Origin of the sequence: Candidatus Methylospira mobilis (assembly GCF_009498235.1) — a bacterium.
Taxonomy (GTDB): domain Bacteria; phylum Pseudomonadota; class Gammaproteobacteria; order Methylococcales; family Methylococcaceae; genus Methylospira; species Methylospira mobilis.
In genome coordinates this window covers 2524123-2545418 of sequence record NZ_CP044205.1, presented here as the reverse complement: position 1 = coordinate 2545418, position 21296 = coordinate 2524123, and the positions used below count along the sequence as shown (strand labels likewise).

Sequence of the window (21296 nt, the reverse complement as noted above, 5' to 3'; positions counted from 1 at the left end):
TTAATTCGTGTTCGCTCTGCGTTTGATTGAGGAATCAAAGAACTAATGTAACTATTCAGCTTGGGTTTTTAGCGAGACCGGTGTAGTCGGAAGTGAGGCAAGCCAGTCGAGACACCCGGAAGCGTGTCAGTGTTATTGCCACGCTGCAAGTCCTTCCCTGAAAGCACTCGCCTGACTCACCTCACTTTCTCTCCGGCGGCTAGGCTGAACAATTACCGAACCTAATTTGTACTCTATCATAAAATAACGAACATTTGCTGTTTTCCGGCCCGGTTTTTTTTGATAGTATATATCATAGGAGTATTCCGAGTCGGCGTTTGTCGTATTTTCCGTCTTTCTGACTATATTTTGGGGTCGAATGTTACGTCTGATTGTCATTTTTCTGCTTTGGCCGGGATTGTGCGCCGCTGCAAACGCAGCCGCGTCGCCTCGGCTGGAGAAAATGACGCTGGACGTAAACGCCAACGGCGTCGTATCGGCAACGCTGCAGTTCGATATCCCGGTTGCGGCGCAGGTTGGCGTGACCTCCAACGGCGACGCGGTGCGCATAGATATTCCGCATGCGCAACTGGCGCAGTCCTATCAGACGCCGCGCGCGATTGCGCCGGTGAAGGCCATACGCCTGCATAACGGTAGCGACAAGCTCGGACTCAAACTGGCTCTGGCGCCTGCGCGCGGCGACCGTTACCGCTTATCTAGCAGCGGGCAGGGTAAACAAGTCCGGGTACGTTTGAGGCCCATGGAAGAGTCCGCCGCCGTTGCCGCTGTCCCGGCAGCGGCCGATAAAAACAAAAATAAATCCGCAAAATCGGCTACGCCGCCCGCCATGGCCGACACCGTCAAGTACGACAGCAAAACCAGGCCGCAGTGGGTGGTGGCGATAGACGCCGGGCATGGCGGCAAGGACACCGGCGCGATCGGCAGCGCCGGCATACGCGAAAAGGACGTGGTATTGTCGATTGCAAAGAAACTGTCGACTTTGATCAACGCCGAGCCGAATATGAAGGCGGTCATGGTGCGCAAGGGCGATGCGTTTATCGACCTGGCGCATCGTGCCGAAATCGCGCGCAACGCCCATGCCGATTTGTTCGTTTCCCTGCATGCCGATGCTTATATTCATGACGATGTCAGGGGGTCTTCGGTATTTACCCTGTCGGAACACGGCGCGAGCAGCGTGGCGGCAAAGTGGCTGGCCGACCGTGAAAATGCCGCCGATCTGGTCGGCGGCGTCAAATTGCGCGACAAAAACAAGCTGCTGGCTTCGGTTTTGCTCGATCTTTCCCAGTCGGCTGCGATGAAATCCAGCGACCGCGCGGCGCGGCGCATACTGCGCGCGCTTGAAAAAAAGCACGGACTGCACCATCACGACATACAAAAAGCGGGTTTTGTGGTACTGAAATCGCCGGATATGCCGTCGGTACTGGTGGAAACGGCATTTATCTCCAATCCCGCGGACGAGAAAAATCTGATTGATGAACGCTATCAGATCCGCATTGCAAGCTCGATATTCGAGGGCATACGCAGTTATTTCGGACGCAATAAAGAGAGTCAGGGCATGACGGCCGATAGCGGCGGCAGTTCATCTTCGGCGGTGCTGGCGGCGTTGCAGCCCTGAACTTCGGTGAGCTTGCCGTCTGCCTGCTAATCGCGGTCCGAATTTCAACGATACAAAAACCTGCGCCCGAAAACAGTTACGCATCGCTTTGTCAAGCATATTGTCATTATCGATACTCCTTAATGCAGTCATTTGAATTTCTGATCAGGAAACGACCTGTTTCACTTCAAACTGAGGAATAGACAGAATCTCCAGGCATGGCAGTGCTTTGTACTTGGGGAGGCAAAGAAGGCATGGGATAACAGCGCGCCTCCCGTATCGTCACCTCCGCTGCGAAACCCGCGCGGTTATGCGCAACGGTCAAATCAAGGCACCCGGCGAACGCCACGAAAAAGACCACCGCCACCGTCTCGACGACCGCAGCCGCTACGTGCTGGGCTGGTCCAATGCCGAAAAATCAGGGCGCTGGAAAACATGCGCGCCTGATCGAAAACCGTATGGGCGAACTCGGTGTACGCATCGGCGCATTGCAGGGCGAACAAAAATCGCTCAAGCTGCGCATGGTGTCGCTGTCCCGGCTTTCCGAGAGTACGGCGACTTTCGCGAGCTCGACTGGCAGCCGCTGGCGATGGAAATTGCCGCGCTGCAACAGGAAAAACGCGAGCTGGAAAGCGCCTCCGATATCCTGCATGCGTTAACCGAACGGATGCGCGCGCTGTTGCTGACGCAGCAAGACACCGAAAGCCGTCTTGATGTCCACAAGGACAAACGCTGTAACCGTTCGCCAAGTTTGCTGAAACCATCCCGAGGCGGCAAAATAGCAGCATGACAGACAAACTTCCCATCGCTTCACCGCTTATCACTCCCACAACGAGTTCAGCTTCACATAATGATCCACCAGCAGAAAGCTGAAAATCCCGACCAGATACACCAGCGAATAGCCGAAGGTGCGCATCGCGTTGCGCTGGCTGGCTTCCTGCTTGAGTTTCCATGCGAAATACAGGAATACCCCTCCTAATATAATTGCGCCTGCCAGATAAATCTCTCCGCTCATCCCGGTCAGGTAGGGCAGCAGGCTGACCAGCAGCAGCAGCACCGTGTATAACAGCACATGCAATTGCGTGACCTCGATACCGTGCGTGACCGGCAGCATCGGGATGTTGACCTTGGCATAGTCGTCGCGCTTGGCGATGGCGTAGGCCCAGAAGTGCGGCGGCGTCCAGACGTAGATCAAAAGAAACAGCAGCAGCGCGTACGGATGCACCTGCCCGGTGATCGCGCACCATCCCAATACAGGCGGCGCCGCGCCCGCCGCGCCGCCGATGACGATATTCTGCGGCGTGGCATGTTTGAGATAGACCGTGTAAACAACCGCGTAGCCGATCAACGACAGGAAAGTGAGTGCCGCAGTGAGCAGGTTGACGAATGTAATCAGGACCAGCATGCCCAGGCCGCCGAGCACCAACGCAAAAACAACGGCTTCGCGTGAGCTGATATCTCCCTTGGGCAAGGGGCGGTTCTGCGTTCGCGCCATTTCGGCGTCGGCCTTGCGGTCGAGAAAGTGATTGAGCGCGGCCGCGGATGCCGCCGCCAGACCGATGCCGATCGAGGCCCATATGACCGTGGCAATCGGCGGCATGCCGGGCACCGCCAGAAACATGCCGATGATCGCGGTGAAAACGATATGTCCAACCACGTTCAGCTTGCACAGGCCGAGGTAGGTTTTCCAGCTCAGGGCTTTCGATGCCCTGCTTAACAAAGGGTAGGTCATGGTGTTGTCTGTTTTGGGTTATCCTGTGTAACTACTCAGCCCTTCTGGGTTGGATGCTTTTCATGGCATACTGGGCGCTGAATAGTCGCATATTTTATTAGAGGATATGGTTTATCTATGTTCAAGCCTCGAAGTTTATATTGGTTTGTCTCTCTGGTCTTATCTTTCGATGCCGGGGCGGTAGCAGCGCCCGTTGCGGAGACCGTGCTGGGCAACGGCCTCAAAATCGTGGTGCAGGAAGATCACCGTTCGCCGGTCGTGGTGTCCCAGGTCTGGTACAAGGTCGGAGCCAGCTACGAGTACGGCGGCGTCACCGGCGTATCGCACATGCTGGAACACATGATGTTCAAGGGTACGCAAAAACATCCGCCCGGCGAGTTTTCACGCATTATCTCAGTTAATGGCGGCAGTGAAAATGCTTTTACCGGTCAGGACTATACCGCGTATTTTCAAACGCTGGAACGATCGCGTCTTGCCATCAGTTTCGAACTGGAGGCGGATCGCATGCGCAATCTGCGCTTGCTGCCGGAAGAGTACGCCAAGGAACACCAGGTAGTACTCGAAGAGCGCCGCATGCGCACCGACGATCAGCCGCGCGCGCGTCTGGCGGAACATTTCGACGCGCTGGCGTATTTCAACAGCCCTTATCACAATCCGGTGATCGGCTGGCCTGACGATATTGGCGGTCTGGCTCTGGACGATCTGAGCGGCTGGTACAAACAATGGTATGCGCCGAACAACGCGACGCTGGTGGTGGTCGGCGATGTCGAACCCAGGGCGGTGTTTGCACTGGCGAAGAAGTATTTCGGCGCGCTGAAGCCGTCGAAGCTGTTGCCTGCGAAACCGCAGGGCGAAGTGGAGCAATTGGGCGAGCGCCGTATCACGGTGAAGGTGCCGGCCAAACTGCCGTTCCTGGTGATGGGATACAAGGTGCCTGTGTTAAAGGGGGCCAGCGAAGCGTGGGAGCCTTACGCCATGGAAGTGCTGGCCGGAATACTGGACGGCGGCAATAGCGCGCGTCTTGCCACGCATCTGGTTCGCGGACGGCAATTGGCGTCGTCGGTAAGCGCCGGTTATGATCCGTATTCGCGGCTGCCTTCGCTGTTTAGCCTGGAGGGTACGGCGGCGGAAGGAAAATCCCTGCCGGAGCTCGAAAAAGCGCTGCTGGAGGAAGTCAGGCAATTGCAGGAAACGCCTGTCTCCCAGGAAGAGCTGGATCGGGTGAAAGCCCAGGTGCTGGCGGGCAAGGTGTTCGAGCGCGATTCGATTTTTTATCAGGCCATGCAGTTGGGTGTGGCGGAAACCGTGGGTTTGGGGTGGCAGGTGATAGATCAGTATGTCGATAAAGTCAACGCGGTGACTGCGGATCAGATCCGGCAGGTTGCCAAAAAATACCTGATCCCGGATCGGCTCAGCGTAGGCTACCTCGAACCTTTGCCTATACCCGAAGGTAGCGCCGCGCCGGAAGACAGCGCGCCGCTGGGAGGCCAGCATGTACGTTAAGACAATGATGCGAGGTCTGATTTTTCTGATGCTGTGCTGGGCTTCCGTAGTGGAGGCCACGCCGAAAATTCAAACCTGGGTCTTGCAAAACGGCGCGCGCGCCTATTTCGTACCGACCGAAGGCTTGCCGATGCTGGACGTGCGCGTGGTATTCGATGCAGGCAGCGCGCGCGACGAGGCCCGGTACGGACAGGCGATGATGACATCGGGGTTGCTCGATACCGGCGCCGGTTCATGGGATGCGGACGCCATAGCCCAGCGTTTGGAAGGCGTGGGCGCGCATTTGGGCAGCGGCGTAACGCGCGACTCGGCCTGGGTATCGTTGCGTACCCTGACCCAGGAAAAATTGCTGGCAACCGCGCTGGATACCGCACGCGAGGTGTTGACGCATCCGCTGTTCAATCAAAAGGATTTTGACCGGGAAAGGAATAATCTGCTGGTTGCGTTGCGGCAGCGTGACGAATCGCCTGCCGATCTGGCTGCGCTTGCGCTTTTTTCGGCGCTGTACGGCGATCATCCTTATGCGCACCCGAAGGAGGGAAATCCCGACACGGTAGAGAAACTGACGCGAGACGATTTGCTTGCGTTTTATCAACGCTATTACACGGCGCGCAATGCGATCATCGTACTGGCTGGCGATGTCAGCCGCCAGCAGGCGGAAACCGTTGCAGGAAATCTGCTTGGCGGGTTGCCGTCCGGTGAAGCCGCGCCTCCGCTGCCGCCGGTTAATGCTCCGGCAGCGGCAAACATCGTCAAAAAGCCGTTTCCATCACAGCAGACGCATGTGTTGTCGGGTCTGCCCGTGCTCAGGGTAGGGGACCCCGATTACTTCCCCCTTTATGTCGGCAACCATATTCTCGGCGGCAGCGGCATGGTATCGCGTATATTCGAAGAAGTACGCGAGAAACGCGGTCTGGCATACAGCGCTTCCAGTTATCTCTATCCGTTCCGGGTCGAGGGTCCGTTTCTGATGAGCCTGCAGACGCGGAATGATCAGACCGATGCCGCGTTGGGCGTGATGATGCAAACCGTGCGTGAATTTATCGAAAAAGGGCCGTCCGAGCAGGAGTTGCAGGACTCACGCAAAAACATCACCGGCGGCTTCCCTTTACGTATCGACAGCAATCAGAAACTGATAGAGCAAGTCGCCGCGATTGCTTATTACGGCTTGCCGCTCGATTATCTGGATACCTTTATCGGGAAGGTCGAAGCGGTCACGGTTGCCGATATCAAAAAGGCCTTCAAAGCCAGAATCAAGCCGGATGCGTTGCAAACCGTACTGGTGGGTCCCGGTACGGAAAAGCCGCATGAAAAATGAACAGGGTGTCGTTGCTTCCCTGCCGGTTAATGGGCAGCGCGGCGCGCACGGTTTTGCCGAAAAAAACGAACTGAGAATTATCGGCGGGGTCTGGCGTAGCCGTAAACTCCTGTTTCCCGATGCGCCGGGTCTGCGTCCGACGCCGGGCCGGGTGCGTGAAACCCTGTTTAATTGGCTGGGTCAGGATCTGAGCGGATCAAGCTGCCTGGATTTGTTTGCCGGTAGCGGCGCGCTGGGTTTCGAAGCGGCTTCACGCGGCGCACAGCGGGTAGTCATGGTCGAACAGGCGCCGGCCGTTTGTCAGGCACTGCAGCGCAGTATTGCGGTATTGCAAGCTGCCGATCGCGTGCAGATAATGCAACAACCGGTACTTGCTTACCTGGAAACGGCGAGCCCGGTTTTTGATATTGTTTTTTTGGACCCGCCGTTCCGGCTATCATTGGCGCCGCCGGTTTGCCGTGCATTGGAATCCGCGGGCCGGCTGGCCGCAACGGCGCGTATTTATATTGAATCGGAACGGGAGGCGAAATTAAACGATCTGCCGGAAAACTGGGAAGTGTTGCGGCAGAAGCAGTCCGGCGATGTGGCCTATGCGCTGTTTCGGCGTCACTCCGCATGACGACATGGGCGGCGGAATCATTTAAGAGAGTCGACAAGGGAGCCCTTAATGACAGTTAAAACAAGCTGTGCGATTTATCCGGGAACCTTTGATCCGATTACCAACGGTCATATGGATCTGGCCATGCGCGCCGGTCGTATTTTTGATCGCGTGATCGTGGCTGTTGCCGAAAACAAGAGCAAGACCCCCTTGTTTTCGAGCCAGGAAAGGCTGGCGTTGGCCCAAAATGCGCTGGCCAATGTGCCGTGTATCGAGGTGATCAGTTTTGACGGTCTGTTGGTCGACTGTGCGCGAAAACAGGGGGCGACTGTAATTTTGCGCGGATTGCGGGCGGTGTCCGATTTCGAATTCGAGTTCCAGATGGCGGGCATGAATCGCCATCTATGCCAGGATCTGGAAACCCTGTTTTTGACGCCTGCGGAGAAATATGCGTTTATTTCGTCCAGCGTAATTCGCGAAATAGCCAAGCTGGGAGGCGATGTTTCCGAGTTTGTCAGCGACGGCGTGCGTCTGGCGCTGTCGGAAAAATTTACTGTATTGAATTGAGAGTATCGACTATGGCTTTGATCATACACGACGAGTGTATCAATTGTGATGTATGCGAACCGGAATGCCCGAATGGCGCGATTTCGCAGGGCGAAGACATTTATGTAATCAATCCGGCGCTGTGCACCGAGTGCGTGGGGCATTTTGACAAACCGCAATGCATAGAAGTGTGTCCGGTCGATTGTATAGAGCTAGACCCCGATCATGCTGAAACGGAAGATGAACTGAAACAGAAATATACGCGTTTAAATCAGGCAGCTTCCTGATTGGGCGATCTTCCAGGAGTCCGGTACATGAGCCCCAGCAAAAATCTGATTGCCGCCATCGTTCATTTCATCCATCAATATTTCATCTGGGTAATTGTCGCCTCTTATCTGCTTGCAAGCGTACTGCCGGGATTGGGATTATGGATACGTCATGTCAACCTGGGCGGCGTTAATATCTTCGGCGGCGATCTGGTTTTTTCCCTGCCGCTTATCATGCTCGCGACTTTGCTGTTCAATGCAGGGCTGGGCGTCAAAACGGAAGAATTGACGCATCTGTTCAGCAGACCGTATCTGCTGCTGGGTGGGGTAGGCGGCAATTTGCTGACCCCGTTGATTTTTATTGTCGGCGTCAGTTTTCTGATGAAGCTCTGGCATAATTCAGAGGAAGTGCAGCAGATACTGGTCGGTCTGGCGCTGGTTGCGTCGATGCCGATAGCGGGCGCTTCCACCGCGTGGGCGCAAAACGCCAATGGCAACCTGGCCTTGAGTCTTGGTCTGGTCTTACTGACCACTTTTTTGAGTCCGCTGCTGACGCCGCTGGTATTGCATACGGTCGGCTTTGTGACCTCTGGCGATTACTCAGAGGATTTACATGAGCTGGCGTCGGGAGGCGTGATTTCTTTTCTTGGCATCTGGGTTATTCTGCCTTCGCTGCTCGGTATTCTGGCGCGCCGGCTTATCGGAGAGCTTGTATTTGCGGAGATGAAACCGGTATTGAAGCTCATCAATTATATTGTGCTTATACTGCTCAATTATTCGAATGCTTCATTGACCTTGCCCCAGGCGTTGTCTCAACCCGATGTGGATTTCCTGGCGCTGATCCTGCTGGTTGTCACCACGCTATGCGTTGCCGCGTTCGCGTCCGGTTATCTGCTGGCGGATTTCTTTCACGCCGACCGCAACAGCAGGGTTTCGCTGATGTTCGGTCTTGGCATGAATAATAATGGCACAGGGCTGGTTTTGGCGTCGGTGGCTTTGGCCGATCATCCGCAAGTGATGTTGCCCATCATTTTCTATAACCTTGTTCAGCACCTGATTGCTTCTGTTGTCGATCACAAACTATTTGCGCGGCAGACTGAATAAAGCGATGTCGATTCATTATCACTGTAACCCCTTATGGAGTCAGCATGTCTGAAGAACCATCCGGAACGCGCCGCTTTTTTTTAAGTTACACCGGAGTGCAGTTGCCTTTCAACCTGGTGAACGAGCTGGATGAACAGCAGATAGAAAACCGGAATACCTATTTCTGCGGTTACTTCGATGAGCAGGGGCGTCTAACCGCTCTGCACAAGCTGGTTTACGGCGAGCTGGAGATTCAGCATCGCTACGTTTATCATGAAAACGGTGTCTTGATGCGCGCCGAAGTTATTGATATCGATGGCGACGTAACTATGCTTGAGTTTGATGAACATGGCAAGGCAGTCAGCGGTTAAACTGAATGTCCAGGGCTAACGCCGACAATAATTGTGATCTTGCCCAAACTTCACAGACCCTCAGCTAAGAGAGTAATCTCCCAACCTGAGGAGTCCCATGAAAACTCCAGAGCAAGAAACGAATCACCCCAAACTCAAGCGCAAATGGCGTCCCTAAGACAGCCAGGGACCTCGGTATTGCTGCAGCCATGCTCTACAACTGGCAAACCAAAAGCCGTCAAACAGGCCAACCTTTTGAAGATCAGAAGCTTCAGCAGGCCGAATTAGCCAGGCTGAAACGGGAGGTTGGCCGTCTGGAAGACGAGGTATCTTTTCTAAAAAAAGCGGCGGCGTACTTCGCCAAACAACCGAGGTAAAGTACGCCATGATTCAATCGCTTGAAGCTGAATTCGCCGTCGCCTTGATGTGCCGCCTTTTGTCAGTCTCTCGTAGCGGCTATTATCAATGGAGAAAGCGCCCACCTTTGCTGCGTCAGCAAGCGCGTAAAGACCTGGCTAATGAGGTTAAGCGTGTTTTCGACGCTGAAAAAGGGCGAGCAGGTTCGATCAGGATCGCTAAGCGTCTTAATGATGAAGGGTATCGCACCAGTCGTAATACGGTGGCCGGCATCATGAAATCCCGGGGCTGGCGTGCGAAAGCAGCACGGAAATACAAGGCCACGACCCACAGCAATCATAACTTGCCGGTAGCGCCCAACCGGTTGGAACAGGATTTTGAAGCGCCGGTGAAAAATCAAAAATGGGTGTCGGATATAACCTGTATCTGGACTGGCGAAGGCTGGCTTTATTTGGCGGTTGTGCTTGAATTATTTTCGCGTAAAGTTCTGGGCTGGGCCATCGCTGAACGTATGACCGCTACACGGGTCTGTGATGCGCTGACGATGGCGTTGTGGCGGCGGCATTGACCGAAAGGGGTTATCGTCCATTCGGATCGAGGTAGTCAGTATTGTTCAAATGCCTATCAGGCTTTGCTGGCCAAACGCCAACTGATTTGCAGCATGAGCAAGAAAGGTGATTGCTACGATAATGCCGCCATGGAAAGTTGGAATCACGGCTTTAAAGTCGAGGCGATCCACGCAGAGCGATTCCCGACCAGGAACGATGCCAAACAACACGTCTTCGATTACATCGAAGCGTATTAGAATAGGAAACGGCTTCATTCGAAACTGGGCTATTTGTCCCCTGAGGCCTTTGAACTTAAAAATGTCGCTTGGCAATGTGTCTGCTGAAACTGGGCAGGATCACTGTCATTCACATGAGTGAAGCGTGAACAAAGCCCGCCGCTATTGACGTTCACCCTGTCCTTAATAACGAAAAGAGTATCGAGAACGAAGTTACCGTTGAGATGTGAACCGAAGGCTACGATGTCACCTGTTTTCAGGTTATTTACCCGAAGCAAATAGTCATTATTCCAGCCGGCCTTATCGGCGTTTTCAAGTCAATTTAAGCGCGATTGCCCTGATTCCGCTCGGCTTTAGTCTTGCGGCTTGTAGCCGTAGCTGCACCTTTGAATCAGGTTCTTGATGGATACGATATCGGGATGATCCGGTCCCAAAGTGTTTTTCCAGATCGCCAGCGCGCGAAGATAAAGCGGCTTCGCTTGTTCGTAATGGCCTTTGTCATGATAGAGTCTTGCCAGATTATTCAAGCTTTTTGCGACATTGGGATGATTCGGCCCTAATGTTTTTTCCCAGATTTCCAGACCGCGACGATAATACGGCTCCGCTTTGTCGTACAGATTTTTGTCGTGGAATAATCTTGCCAGATTGTTCAGGCCGGTTGCTACATCCGGATGCCGTTGCCCAAGGGCTTTTTCCTTGATGGCCAGCGCGCGGATATACAGTGGTTCGGCCTCGTCGTATTGACCCTGAGTGTAATAGATCGAAGCCAGGTTATTCAGACTCTTCGCTACGTTGGGGTGTTCCGGCCCCAGGGATTTTTCCCAGATCGCCAACGCGCGCCGGTAGAGCTGGCGGGCGCCTTCATACTGCTTTTTATCCTGATAGAGTCTTGCCAGATTGTTCAAACTGGTTGCAACCCCCGGGTGTTCCGCGCCCAGCGCATTTTCGAAAATGTCCAGGGCTCGGCGATAGAGGTGTTCCGCTTCATCCAGTTGTTTTTTGTCATGGCGCAGCATGGCCAGATTATTCAAGCTCAGGGCTACATCGGGATGGTTCGGTCCCAGGGTTTTCTCTTCTATGTCCAGTGCGCGTCGGTAGAGCGCGGTAGCCTCGTCGTATTCGCCTTGGGCATAGTGCAGTCTTGCCAGGTTATGCAGGCACTTGGCGACGCCAGGATGTTCCGGCCCCAGAGTTTTCTCTTCTATGGCCAATGCGCGGAAATAAAGCGGTAAAGCCTCTTTGTATTGCCCCTGGGCATCGTGTAGCATGGCCAGATTGATCAGGCTTTGTGCGACATCGGGGTGTTCCTGTCCCAAGGTGCGCTCCTTGATTGCCAAGGCGCGGCGATACAGTTGCACCGCTTCCGTGCTATCCCCTTGTTTGCTGCGCAGCATGGCCAGACTATCCAGGTTTTCGATGATGTCGGGGTGATCCGTTCCCAGGCTTTTTTCCTTGATGACCAGGGCTCGCTGGTGCAGCGGCGCGGACAAGTCATGCTGGCCTTGCGCGTCGTGAAGCCGGGCCAGTTGCTGCAGTACTTCCGCTACATCGGGGTGGTCCGCTCCCAATGTTTTTTCCTTGATTTCCAGCGAGCGATTATACAAGGGGGCAGCGTCGTCGCGATTCCCTTGCGCATCATGGATTCTTGCCAGTTGCTGCAGCAGTTCCGCAACTTCGGGATGTTCCGGCCCCAGTGTTTTTTCCTTGACGGTTATTTCTCGGTTGTAAATCAATACCGTTGCATCATACGAGTCCGGGGCATTGTCAATTTTTTCCGATAGGCTTGCAGTTGAATCAATAGGCAAGGGCTCTGGATTCGGGTTGTTTCTCAACAGATCCGGGACAGGGTTCAATGCCGTCACCTGATCGTCCGGACCGGGTTCCTCGTGGCTTTGGCCTGTCGTATCGACAGCCAACCGCTCAGGATTCGGATTGTTATTCGGTAGGTCACGGGCAGGTTCCGGCTCAGCCTTCCTATCGTCCCGAGCCGGTTCAGCGTGACTTTGATCTGTTGAATCGATAGCGAAAGGCTCTGGGCTCTGATTGTTTTTCAGAAGATCAGGGGTGGACTCCTGCGCAGCCTCCTGATCGTCCTGAGCCGGTCCACCGTGGCTTTGATCCGCTGAATCGATGGGAAAAGCGTCCGGATTCGGATTGTATTTCAGAAGCTCATCGACAGGCTCCTGCGCAGCCTCCTGATCGTCCGGGCCCGGTTCACCGTAGCCTTGATCCGTTGAATCGATAGATGAAGGCTCCGGATTCGGATTGCTTTTGGGGAGGTTTTGAACAGGCTCCGGGACCGCCTCCGGGTCGTTTCTACCCGGTTCATTGCGGCTTTGATCCGTTGAATCAATGGAAAAAGTGTCCGGACTCGGATTGTCTTTTTGAAAGCTCCTGACGGGCTGGGGCGCAGCTTTCCGTCTGTCCTGATCCGGTTCGCCATGGCTTTGCTCCGAAGGGATCAGGTCGATAGAAGTGTTCGGGCGGTTTATCCCCGGTATCTGCTTGAAAAAGTTCATTGCCCGGTTATAAAACCATGCGGTTTTTTTATTGGATTTTTTCGAAGCGTCCGTTTGCTGACCGCCATCAGGCTCCTGAGCCGCATTTAAAATTACCGGGCCGGGTATAGGCGTTTGCGCAGGCGGGGCCGGTTGATCGGGTATCGCGGTTTCAATGCGCGATTCACGCGGGTTATAGTTACCGAGCGGTTTCTCCCGATCTATATCGCCATACGCCAGTTCCTGATGCGGCGTGCTGACGGTAGAGGCAGTCTGGTAAGACTGTATGGCTATATCATGCTGGCTGGGGGGGGCGTGGCGCTGTTCCACCGCGGATTGCGTATTTCTTATCGTATGCGCGACGTCTGGTTTTCTGCCGGAAAACCCCTCGGCTGGAAAGGGCGGAGATGCGTTTGTTGCGGCAGGTCCGTTTGGAGCGTCCGCGGCGGGCTGTTGTATCGGGACGTGTTGCGTGCTTGAGCTTCCCGGTTCGCGCGTTTTTTTTATTATTGCGCGTGCGCGTTGAAATAACGGAGCAGCCAATTCATGTCGACCTTGCGCCTCATGAAGTTTTGCCTGGGAAGCCAGAATTTTGGCGAGATCCGGGTGCTCAGCTCCAAGGGTTTTTTCCTTGATGGCCAGGGCGCGCTGATAAAGCGGCCCGGCCTCATCGTATCTCGCTTGCGCATGATACAGTTTGGCGAGATTGTTCAGGCTGACGGCGAGGTCGGGGTGATCCGCGCCCAGTTTTTTTTCCCTGATGTCCAATGCGCGGCGATAAATAGGGATAGCTTGATCATATTGGCCTTGCGCATGATAAACCTTGGCCAGGTTGCAAAGGCTGGCTGCGACATGCGGGTGCTCCTCTCCCAGGTTTTTTTCGTGAATGGCCAGCGCGCGTTGATAGAGCGGCGTGGCTTGCTCGAATTGGCCTTGAGCCTGATAAATCTCGGCCAGATTATTCAGCGTTTCGGCAACTTCGGGGTGTTCGGCGCCCAGGTTTTTTTCCTTCGCGGCCAAGGCGCGGCGGTAAAGCGGCTCCGCTTCGCTGTACTGGTGGCTGTCGTGATGGAGTTTGGCCAATTGATTGAGGCAGCCGGTGACATTGGGGTGATCCGGCCCTAATGTTTTTTCCCATATGTTCAAGGCGCGGCGATAGAGCGGTTCCGCCAGGGCGTATTCACCTTGAGCGTGGTGCAGCCGCGCCAGATAATTCAAATTTGTTGCTACATATGGGTGTTCGGTTCCCAGCGTTTTTTCCCAGATGGCCAATGCATGGCGGTAAAGCGGCTCAGCTGCGGCGTACTGGCCTTGCGTATCGTAGAGTCTGGCCAATTGATTGAGATTGGCGGCGACACCGGGATGATCCTCTCCCAGCATTTTTTTCTTGATGTCCAGTGCGCGGCGATAGAGCGGTTCCGTTTCGTCCGGGCGGTTTTGGGCTTCATGTAATCTGGCCAGGTGATCCAGGGTGCCGGCTACGTTCAGGTGTTCGGAGCCCAACGACGCTTCCTGAATGGCCAAGGCGCGCCGATAAAGCGGCTCGGCCGTGTTATATCGGCCTTTCGACTCATGAAGCATGGCCAGATTGTTAAGACAGGTGGCGACATTGGGATGTTCTGGCCCTTGCGCCTCTTCCAGTAAGACCAGCGTGCGGTTAAACAGGGGCTCGGCCTCTTCGTACTCGCCTTGCACGTCGTGGAGCATGGCCAGATTATTCAGCGTGGACGCCAGTTGTAATTTGTTTTTTTCGTCAGAATGTTGCGCGGCAAAGATCACCGCCCAAAGCCGGTAAGGCTTTGCAAAATCGTAGCGTGAGGCCTTCTCGAAAATATCGAGGCGTGCTTCCAGCCAGTCCAGTACGCGCCAGCCTTCGCCACGGTCTGTGTCGCAGTAATAAAAGGCTTCGTCAAAGGCGTCCTCGTGTTCGGGTTTAAGTTCTTTGGTGCTGGGAGGCTGGCACAGCGTATCGAAACGCTGGAACAAATAGTTGCGCAGTGCATCCCGCCGATCCGGGGGCAGTTCGTCCAGCAACTGCGCGCGTATCGCCGGATGCATGCGGTAATATTGATCCGGGTAGCGCTGGATGAACGGCGTATTGATCAGATCGCCGAGTACGGATTGCGCAAGACCGGTACCGTATCCTCGAATAATCTCGCCAAACAGCTCCTGATCGAATGCGCGCGCGACGGACAGTAGTTTGAGTGTTTCACCCTCATCGCGCCTGCGCAAAGGGAGTATGCGCTTGATGAGCGTATCTTTGGCGCCAATGAAATCCTCGCGTTGCGGTGTTTTACCGTTGGCGATCAAGCCCTGGTAATGTTCGGTTTGCAGTTCCAGATACAGCGGGTAGTTTTCGCTTGCCTGGAAAATGGCGTCGCGTATACTTTTGTCCGTAATGGATTTGCTGCCCAGCAGCGCTTCGGCGTCAGTTTCAGTCAACGGTTCGAGCAGGTGTTGATTACCCAGGTAATTGTGGCAGTTGTCCGATTCTTTTTGTTTCCAGCTGAGCGCATGCCGGGAAAAGAAAGCGAATAATACGCCCGGAGTCGCTTCCAGCAGTTGGCGTATCCAGGTATCGGCTTCATAAGCGCTGTCGCCGTTTTCTGCCGGCAATAATTCCTTCAGCGCCTCATAGGTGTCGAGAAAAAAAACTGTTTTTTTGTCCGGGTTTTCGTCGAGAGACTGCCTGATGTCTTCGCTGAGGTAAAACGGGAGTTTTTCAAAAAGCTGCTGAGGCGTCAGCCGCTCTATGTCGCGCAAGACCTGATTGCCGCGGCTGACCCAAGGTTCCGCTGTTCTGCAACGCAGGATGTAGAGCCATTGATAGCCTAGCGCCAGGCCGGCAGGCAGCGCGTCGGTAATATGGCTGGTATCTTCAAAAGTGTTTTCGCTATCCTCAATGGTTTCATTCAGTAGTCTGCGCATGTCTTCATGCGGGTAGATTTTATGCCAATACAGGGCCAGGGCGATATCGAAGCAGGGAAATCTGATCGTGCCGCTATGGCTTAATGTCGCGCGTAGCCGCAGCAATCCGCGATCAGCCATGCGGTTGAGCGTGGATGCGAAATCGATATGAGCAAAACGGGCCGTTTTACTTTCCTTGTCCAGCAGCGCCTGGCGTAGATGCGCGCACAGAGCGCTCTTACCCATGCCTTCTGCGCCGTGGAAAACGATGACATGGCGATGCTCGCGCGTCAGCCGGTTTTTCGCCTCCGCGAATGCGGCGATAGGGCGCTCGCGGCCTATGAGTGTCCCGGCCTTTGGCGGGCGCGTAAAGCTGGAATTAGTCGCCATCCCTCATTCCCGGAGAAAGTCTGCTGATATACGTCTGTATAAATGAAAGCGATTTTGAGTTATGCTCATATGGAATCGGCACACTTGAAATAAACTTTATTCAATCTGCCGCCGCACTTTGTCTCCGGCCTTCAAATCAGGAAAACACAGTTCTTTCGATTCCACAAGTGCTTAAGTAAGCGTAGCGGCTGTCATTATGGCGGGCGCGCATAGATCATATCCTTATTGCATCCGAGTGCGCGCGGCCAAATTTGATTATCGCGATTTTCTGCATTCGAATTGGCTTTTCTGGCCTGATTGGGCGGTAATTTGGTATTATCCCAAGATCATCCATAAATGGTGAATTGAGTTTTATGGCGCGTTTAGAAACACCCGTGTGCGACTTTGACCGAAAAGCCGTCGATTTTTCCTTGCAGGGAGTCGACGGCCGGATATGGACGCTGGAACAGTGCCGCGGCGAGAACGGGCTGTTGATGATGTTTATCTGCAACCACTGCCCTTATGTTAAAGCGGTGCGCGAGCGTATCGTTCGCGATGCGTTGGAGTTACGCGGCTACGGAATTCATTCGGTAGCGGTTATGCCGAACGATGTTGCTGATTATCCGGAAGACTCCTTCGACAATATGGTGAAGGTTGCGCATGAGTTCGCATTTCCGTTTCCGTATTTGTACGACGATACGCAGCAGATCGCCAGAGCTTATGGCGCGGTGTGCACGCCGGACTTTTTCGGTTATAACGCCCGGCTGGAACTGCAATATCGCGGGCGTCTGGACGAGAGCCGCAAGGAGCCCGCTGCCAAGGGTGTGCGGCGCGATCTGTTCGAGGCAATGAAGCAGGTGGCATTGACCGGTTCGGGGCCGCGCGAGCAGATCCCCAGTATCGGGTGCTCGATCAAATGGCGTGAAGATTAGATAACAGAAGCAAGTGTTGCGAGGAGTTTTTATGACGTTCAAACGAATGATAGCTCTGGACCTGGCCGATCGGCGGGTGCTGATACGCGCCGATCTGAATGTGCCGGTCAAGGATGGCAAGGTCACATCCGACGCGCGTATCGCCGCTTCAATGGCGACGCTGAAATTTGCATTGGATGCCGGAGCGCGCGTGATGGTCACGTCGCACCTTGGACGTCCCGAGGAAGGGGTCTGGTCCGCGGAAAATTCATTGCAGCCGGTGGTCGACAGCATCGCTGCGCGTCTGGGCAAGCCGGTGCGCCTGATTCGCGATTGGGTCGACGGAGGTTTCGATGTGGCTCCGGGCGAACTGGTCGTACTGGAAAATTGCCGCTTCAATATCGGTGAGAAGAAAAATCTGGACGAAACAGCACGCAAGTATGCCGCGCTATGCGATATTTTTGTGATGGACGCGTTCGGGACCGCGCATCGCGCCGAAGCCTCCACCTATGGCGTCGCCCGTTATGCTCCGATTGCCTGCGCCGGTATTTTGCTGACCGATGAACTGGATGCGCTGGGTAAGGCGCTCGCTCATCCGGCTCGTCCGCTGGTCGCAATAGTCGGCGGCAGCAAGGTTTCAACCAAATTGACCGTGCTGGAGTCGCTTGCCTCAAAAGTGGATCAATTGGTTGTAGGCGGCGGCATTGCCAATACCTTTCTTAAGGCTATGGGGCATAACGTAGGCAAGTCGCTATATGAAGAGGATCTGGTGCCTGTCGCCAAATCGCTGATAGAAAACATGCGCGCGCGCGGCGCGGCGATTCCCATCGCCGTGGATGTCGTGGTCGGTAAGCATTTCGACGCCAATGAACCGGCGGTATTGAAAACTGCGGATCAGGTAGAGGACGATGAAATGATTTTCGATATCGGGCCGAAATCCGCACAGGAGCTGGCCGCCATAGTCGCCAAAGCGGGCACGGTAGTATGGAACGGCCCGGTAGGCGTCTTCGAGTTCGATCAGTTCGGCGAAGGCACCAAAACGCTTGCTGCGGCCATAGCGGCGACGGACGCGTTCACGCTTGCCGGCGGCGGCGACACCATTGCGGCGATACAAAAATACGGCATTTACGATCAGGTCAGCTATATATCCACGGCAGGCGGGGCGTTCCTGGAATACCTGGAAGGCAAGGTGCTGCCGGCAGTGGCGATACTGGAAGAGCGCGCTGCGCCGTAATCGTGAGGCTGCGGTTTTAAACAAACAGCAACCTGCCGGCCTCATGGGTTTTCGTTCGTTCCTTACGGTTTCGCTCAGAACAGGCTCCGAGGCCGTTGTAAGGTTGAATGGAAATAGCATTGCTTGAAGTTAATTCCCCATGCTTCGGCAGCGCTCTGGAGAGCGTAGCCGAAGGGCCCGGCACGAACGGGTTGGTTCGGGGATACCGCGGCTCCTGGAAAATGCGCTGAATAGTTACTATAAAACAAATAATTAAAGGAAATGATATGGCTAGAGTTACAGTGGAAGATTGTCTTGATCAGGTGGATAATCGTTTTCAATTGGTATTACTGGGTTCCAAGCGCGCACGACAGTTAAGCCGGCATCCTGACGACGCCAAGCTGCCGTGGGATCACGATAAACCTACGGTGATGGCGCTAAGGGAGATTGCCGCAGGATTAATTACGCGCGATTATCTTAAAGAAGCGGTTAAACACGAACGTTTCAAGATCGAGCGTCCGGTTTTCAATATGCACGATGATGTTGTGGATTTGGATGACGATCAGTTATAACTTCTGGCAGGGGGCGTTGATTTAAAATGACCGGGGAGGCGGAAGCGACACATAACGAGCAGGATACGGCGCCCGCGCGATTTTTCGATGGCGGTTTGCCCATGGCTGTGCCGTTCGATATTGCCTCCGAATTGCCGCAGAATAAACTGCTGCGGCGTTTAAACGCGATGCTTGCCGAATACCTGCCTTCGGCTCATCTTGCGGATGTACAGCGCGCCTACGATCTTGCCGCCGCCTCGCATGAAGGCCAGTTCAGGGTAAGCGGAGAAGCCTATATCTGCCATCCGGTATCGGTTGCCATCATACTGGCCGGCATGCGCATGGACGCGCGCGGCATCATTGCCGGGCTGCTGCATGACGTTATCGAAGACTCGGCCGTTACCAAGGCGCAACTGGCCGAGCAATTTGGCGACGAAGTAGCCAATCTGGTTGACGGCGTCAGCAAACTGACCCAACTTGACTGCAAATCGCGCGCGGAAGCCCAGGCGCAGAATTTACGCAAAATGGTCATGGCCATGGTCAAGGATTTGCGCGTCATCATGGTGAAACTGGCCGACCGTTTGCATAATATGAGAACGCTGGGCGTCATGACGCCGGAGCGCCGCCGTCGTATCGCCAGGGAAACCCTGGATATTTATGCGCCCATAGCCAATCGTTTGGGTATGAACGAAGTGCGACTTGAACTCGAGGATCTGGGGTTCAGCGCGCTTTATCCTTATCGTTACCGCGTGCTGGAGCAAGCCGTAAGCAAAGCGAGAGGTCCGCGCAAGGAGGTTGTCGGCACGGTTGAAGCGGCTATTACCCAGCGTCTGGCCGACGCCGGACTGACTGACAGTCAGGTGATCGGCCGCGAAAAGCACTTGTACAGCATTTACCAAAAAATGCGCGGCAAGCGCCGTTCTTTTGCGGAAGTATTTGATGTCTACGCATTCCGCATCGTCATCAACGAGGTGGACGAGTGCTACCGCGCGCTGGGCATTACCCATAGCCTGTTTAAGCCGGTTCCGGGGCGTTTCAAGGACTATATTGCCGTGCCGAAAGCGAACGGCTATCAGTCGCTGCATACCACGCTGGTGGGACCGGATGGATTGCCTCTGGAAATTCAGATTCGCACGCGCAGCATGCATCAGATAGCGGAATCCGGCGTTGCGGCCCACTGGGCGTACAAATCGGACGATACGCGTGCGTCGGCGCCGATTACCCGCGCCGACGAATGGCTGCGCGATCTGGTTGAAATCCAGAAAGACGCCGGGGATTCGCTGGAGTTTCTGGAGAATCTGAAGGTCGATCTGTTCCAGCAGGAAGTCTATGTATTGACCCCCAAGGGCAAGATTATCAAGCTGCCGCGCGGTGCGACCATAGTCGACTTCGCCTATGCCGTGCATACCGACATAGGCAACGCCTGCGTGTCGGCGCGCATGGATCGCGTACTGGCCCCGCTGCAAACGATTTTGCAGAACGGCCAGACTGTGGAGATTATCACCGCGCCCTGGGCCAAACCCAATCCTCTGTGGCTGAACTTCGTCGTTACGGCCAAGGCGCGGGCCAGTATCCGCGCTTATCTGCGCCATTTCCAGGTACAGGAGGCGATCAGTCTGGGGCGGCGCTTGCTGGATAAGGAACTCAGCGAGCACAACCGGCGTTTCGAAGAGCTTACCCTGAAACAGACCAAGGCGCTGTTGACGGCGCTCGATTCACCGTCGATGGATCAATTGCTGGAAGATTTAGGTCTGGGCAATCGTTTGCCTTTCCTGGTAGCCCGTTTGCTGCTCAATGACAAGGCGCAACTACCCGCGGAGGAAAGTGAACCGGGCGAAGATGCGCCGGTAAAGCACAAGCCGCTGATAATAAAAGGCACTGAAGGGATGGTAGTCAGTCTGGCGCGTTGCTGCCGGCCTATTCCGGGCGATCCCATCGTCGGATTTTTCAATCCGGGCAAGGGCATCGTCATTCATCTCAACGAATGCAAAAACGTGCATGATCTGCGTAAAAAGCAGCTCAACTGGCTGGATGTCGAATGGGATCGCCATGTCAGCGGGGAATTCTCCGTGGAAGTCCGGCTGGAACTGCTGAATCAGCTCGGGACGCTTGCCAAGGTCGCTGCGGTATTGTCGCGCATGCACGCCAATATCGAAAATGTGCAGATAAACAATCAGGACGCGCGCGTGTCTACCGATATTATTACACTGCAGGTCAAGGATAGAATACATCTTGCCAACGTCATGCGCGAATTGCGTAAACTTTCGGTAGTTTTGAAAATTTCCAGGAACAAGGCTGAGTTGAGAAAGCACAAATGACAGAAAAAACCGTAATACATACCGATAATGCGCCGAAGGCTATAGGCACTTACTCGCAGGCCGTCAAAATTTCGGGCGGCGAAACCGAAACAGTTTACCTTTCCGGTCAGATACCGCTGGACCCGGCGACGATGACGCTGGTTGACGATACGGTGGAAAATCAGATACGGCAGGTGTTCGATAATTTGTCCGCGGTTGCGGCAGCCGGCGGCGGTTCATTGCAGGATGTAGTCAAACTGAATATTTTTCTGACCGATCTGGCGCATTTTTCGCTATTGAATGAAATCATGGCCGGTTATTTTACCGAGCCGTATCCGGCGCGCGCGGCTATCGGCGTGGCATCGCTGCCGCGCGGCGCCGCTGTCGAAATGGACGGTATTATGGTGTTGACTCGTTAA

The 21296-nt window shown here is 54.7% G+C and carries 19 protein-coding genes; 17 read left to right on the top strand and 2 right to left on the bottom strand.

Translation table 11 applies throughout. From position 1 onward, the window contains the following. Positions 1-358: 358 nt before the first annotated feature. Both F6R98_RS11480 and F6R98_RS11475 read left to right on the top strand, forming a co-directional pair. Positions 359-1615, top strand: coding sequence for an N-acetylmuramoyl-L-alanine amidase (locus F6R98_RS11480; protein WP_228124840.1), 1257 nt, complete (start codon positions 359-361; stop codon positions 1613-1615). Positions 1616-1904: 289 nt separating this feature from the next. After that, entirely contained in the window at positions 1905-2384 is a 480-nt protein-coding gene (locus F6R98_RS11475; protein ID WP_153249141.1) for a hypothetical protein, read from the top strand. A gap of 30 nt (positions 2385-2414) precedes the next feature. On the opposite strand, the gene cyoE is transcribed toward F6R98_RS11475, so the two are convergent. Beyond that, positions 2415-3326, bottom strand: coding sequence for a heme o synthase (cyoE, locus tag F6R98_RS11470; protein WP_153249140.1), 912 nt, complete (start codon positions 3324-3326; stop codon positions 2415-2417). Between the two features lie 117 nt (positions 3327-3443). Between cyoE and F6R98_RS11465 the strand changes: the two genes are divergently transcribed. The 10 genes from F6R98_RS11465 (at position 3444) to F6R98_RS22775 (ending at position 10152) form a co-directional block, all read left to right on the top strand. Beyond that, positions 3444-4829 carry a M16 family metallopeptidase gene (locus F6R98_RS11465; RefSeq protein WP_153249139.1) on the top strand — a complete coding sequence of 462 codons (1386 nt, stop codon included), beginning with the start codon at positions 3444-3446 and terminating at the stop codon, positions 4827-4829. Further along, on the top strand, positions 4819-6147 hold the full coding sequence (locus F6R98_RS11460; protein ID WP_153249138.1) for a M16 family metallopeptidase: 1329 nt from the start codon (positions 4819-4821) through the stop codon (positions 6145-6147). The genes F6R98_RS11465 and F6R98_RS11460 overlap by 11 nt, the downstream gene beginning before the upstream one ends. Next, a complete protein-coding gene (gene rsmD, locus F6R98_RS11455) occupies positions 6137-6766 on the top strand; it encodes a 16S rRNA (guanine(966)-N(2))-methyltransferase RsmD (RefSeq protein WP_153249137.1) in 630 nt (209 codons plus the stop codon). Before F6R98_RS11460 ends, rsmD begins: the two co-directional genes overlap by 11 nt. 48 nt (positions 6767-6814) lie before the next feature. Next, entirely contained in the window at positions 6815-7312 is a 498-nt protein-coding gene (coaD, locus tag F6R98_RS11450) for a pantetheine-phosphate adenylyltransferase (RefSeq protein ID WP_153249136.1), read from the top strand. Positions 7313-7323: 11 nt separating this feature from the next. After that, positions 7324-7578: a YfhL family 4Fe-4S dicluster ferredoxin gene (locus F6R98_RS11445; RefSeq protein WP_153249135.1), complete on the top strand. Its 255-nt coding sequence runs from the start codon at positions 7324-7326 to the stop codon at positions 7576-7578. Positions 7579-7605: 27 nt separating this feature from the next. Continuing rightward, entirely contained in the window at positions 7606-8661 is a 1056-nt protein-coding gene (locus tag F6R98_RS11440; protein ID WP_153249134.1) for a bile acid:sodium symporter family protein, read from the top strand. A gap of 44 nt (positions 8662-8705) precedes the next feature. Then, positions 8706-9011, top strand: coding sequence for a DUF6156 family protein (locus F6R98_RS11435; protein ID WP_153249133.1), 306 nt, complete (start codon positions 8706-8708; stop codon positions 9009-9011). Positions 9012-9133: 122 nt separating this feature from the next. Next, complete coding sequence (locus tag F6R98_RS22780; protein WP_407079313.1) at positions 9134-9367, top strand: transposase; 234 nt, start codon at positions 9134-9136, stop codon at positions 9365-9367. Further along, the gene (locus F6R98_RS11425) at positions 9274-9915 is read left to right on the top strand and encodes an IS3 family transposase (protein ID WP_153249131.1); all 642 of its coding nucleotides are present in this window, start codon (positions 9274-9276) and stop codon (positions 9913-9915) included. The genes F6R98_RS22780 and F6R98_RS11425 overlap by 94 nt, the downstream gene beginning before the upstream one ends. Positions 9916-10008: 93 nt before the next feature. Next, positions 10009-10152, top strand: a complete 144-nt coding sequence (locus F6R98_RS22775; RefSeq protein ID WP_194269902.1) for an IS3 family transposase — start codon at positions 10009-10011, stop codon at positions 10150-10152. A gap of 332 nt (positions 10153-10484) precedes the next feature. Here the strand turns inward: F6R98_RS22775 and F6R98_RS11415 are convergent, their stop codons facing one another. Next, positions 10485-15926, bottom strand: a complete 5442-nt coding sequence (locus tag F6R98_RS11415) for a tetratricopeptide repeat protein (RefSeq protein ID WP_153249130.1) — start codon at positions 15924-15926, stop codon at positions 10485-10487. A gap of 353 nt (positions 15927-16279) precedes the next feature. Here F6R98_RS11415 and F6R98_RS11410 point away from each other — a divergent pair, with 353 nt between their 5' ends. The 5 genes from F6R98_RS11410 (at position 16280) to F6R98_RS11390 (ending at position 21296) form a co-directional block, all read left to right on the top strand. Continuing rightward, positions 16280-16837 carry a thioredoxin family protein gene (locus F6R98_RS11410; RefSeq protein WP_153249129.1) on the top strand — a complete coding sequence of 186 codons (558 nt, stop codon included), beginning with the start codon at positions 16280-16282 and terminating at the stop codon, positions 16835-16837. Positions 16838-16868: 31 nt separating this feature from the next. Then, entirely contained in the window at positions 16869-18050 is a 1182-nt protein-coding gene (locus F6R98_RS11405) for a phosphoglycerate kinase (protein WP_153249128.1), read from the top strand. A 266-nt stretch (positions 18051-18316) separates the two neighbouring features. Further along, positions 18317-18601: a DNA-directed RNA polymerase subunit omega gene (gene rpoZ / locus F6R98_RS11400; RefSeq protein WP_153249127.1), complete on the top strand. Its 285-nt coding sequence runs from the start codon at positions 18317-18319 to the stop codon at positions 18599-18601. Between the two features lie 101 nt (positions 18602-18702). Then, positions 18703-20898 carry a RelA/SpoT family protein gene (locus tag F6R98_RS11395; RefSeq protein ID WP_153251023.1) on the top strand — a complete coding sequence of 732 codons (2196 nt, stop codon included), beginning with the start codon at positions 18703-18705 and terminating at the stop codon, positions 20896-20898. Beyond that, positions 20895-21296 carry a RidA family protein gene (locus tag F6R98_RS11390; protein WP_153249126.1) on the top strand — a complete coding sequence of 134 codons (402 nt, stop codon included), beginning with the start codon at positions 20895-20897 and terminating at the stop codon, positions 21294-21296. The genes F6R98_RS11395 and F6R98_RS11390 overlap by 4 nt, the downstream gene beginning before the upstream one ends.

Bases quoted from the DNA above. Each gene is read 5' to 3' on its own strand.
- F6R98_RS11480 (WP_228124840.1), top strand. From the start codon at position 359: ATGTTACGTCTGATTGTCATTTTTCTGCTTTGGCCGGGATTGTGCGCC.
- F6R98_RS11475 (WP_153249141.1), top strand. From the start codon at position 1,905: ATGCGCAACGGTCAAATCAAGGCACCCGGCGAACGCCACGAAAAAGAC.
- cyoE (WP_153249140.1), bottom strand. From the start codon at position 3,326: ATGACCTACCCTTTGTTAAGCAGGGCATCGAAAGCCCTGAGCTGGAAA.
- F6R98_RS11465 (WP_153249139.1), top strand. From the start codon at position 3,444: ATGTTCAAGCCTCGAAGTTTATATTGGTTTGTCTCTCTGGTCTTATCT.
- F6R98_RS11460 (WP_153249138.1), top strand. From the start codon at position 4,819: ATGTACGTTAAGACAATGATGCGAGGTCTGATTTTTCTGATGCTGTGC.
- rsmD (WP_153249137.1), top strand. From the start codon at position 6,137: ATGAAAAATGAACAGGGTGTCGTTGCTTCCCTGCCGGTTAATGGGCAG.
- coaD (WP_153249136.1), top strand. From the start codon at position 6,815: ATGACAGTTAAAACAAGCTGTGCGATTTATCCGGGAACCTTTGATCCG.
- F6R98_RS11445 (WP_153249135.1), top strand. From the start codon at position 7,324: ATGGCTTTGATCATACACGACGAGTGTATCAATTGTGATGTATGCGAA.
- F6R98_RS11440 (WP_153249134.1), top strand. From the start codon at position 7,606: ATGAGCCCCAGCAAAAATCTGATTGCCGCCATCGTTCATTTCATCCAT.
- F6R98_RS11435 (WP_153249133.1), top strand. From the start codon at position 8,706: ATGTCTGAAGAACCATCCGGAACGCGCCGCTTTTTTTTAAGTTACACC.
- F6R98_RS22775 (WP_194269902.1), top strand. From the start codon at position 10,009: ATGAGCAAGAAAGGTGATTGCTACGATAATGCCGCCATGGAAAGTTGG.
- F6R98_RS11415 (WP_153249130.1), bottom strand. From the start codon at position 15,926: ATGGCGACTAATTCCAGCTTTACGCGCCCGCCAAAGGCCGGGACACTC.
- F6R98_RS11410 (WP_153249129.1), top strand. From the start codon at position 16,280: ATGGCGCGTTTAGAAACACCCGTGTGCGACTTTGACCGAAAAGCCGTC.
- F6R98_RS11405 (WP_153249128.1), top strand. From the start codon at position 16,869: ATGACGTTCAAACGAATGATAGCTCTGGACCTGGCCGATCGGCGGGTG.
- rpoZ (WP_153249127.1), top strand. From the start codon at position 18,317: ATGGCTAGAGTTACAGTGGAAGATTGTCTTGATCAGGTGGATAATCGT.
- F6R98_RS11395 (WP_153251023.1), top strand. From the start codon at position 18,703: ATGGCTGTGCCGTTCGATATTGCCTCCGAATTGCCGCAGAATAAACTG.
- F6R98_RS11390 (WP_153249126.1), top strand. From the start codon at position 20,895: ATGACAGAAAAAACCGTAATACATACCGATAATGCGCCGAAGGCTATA.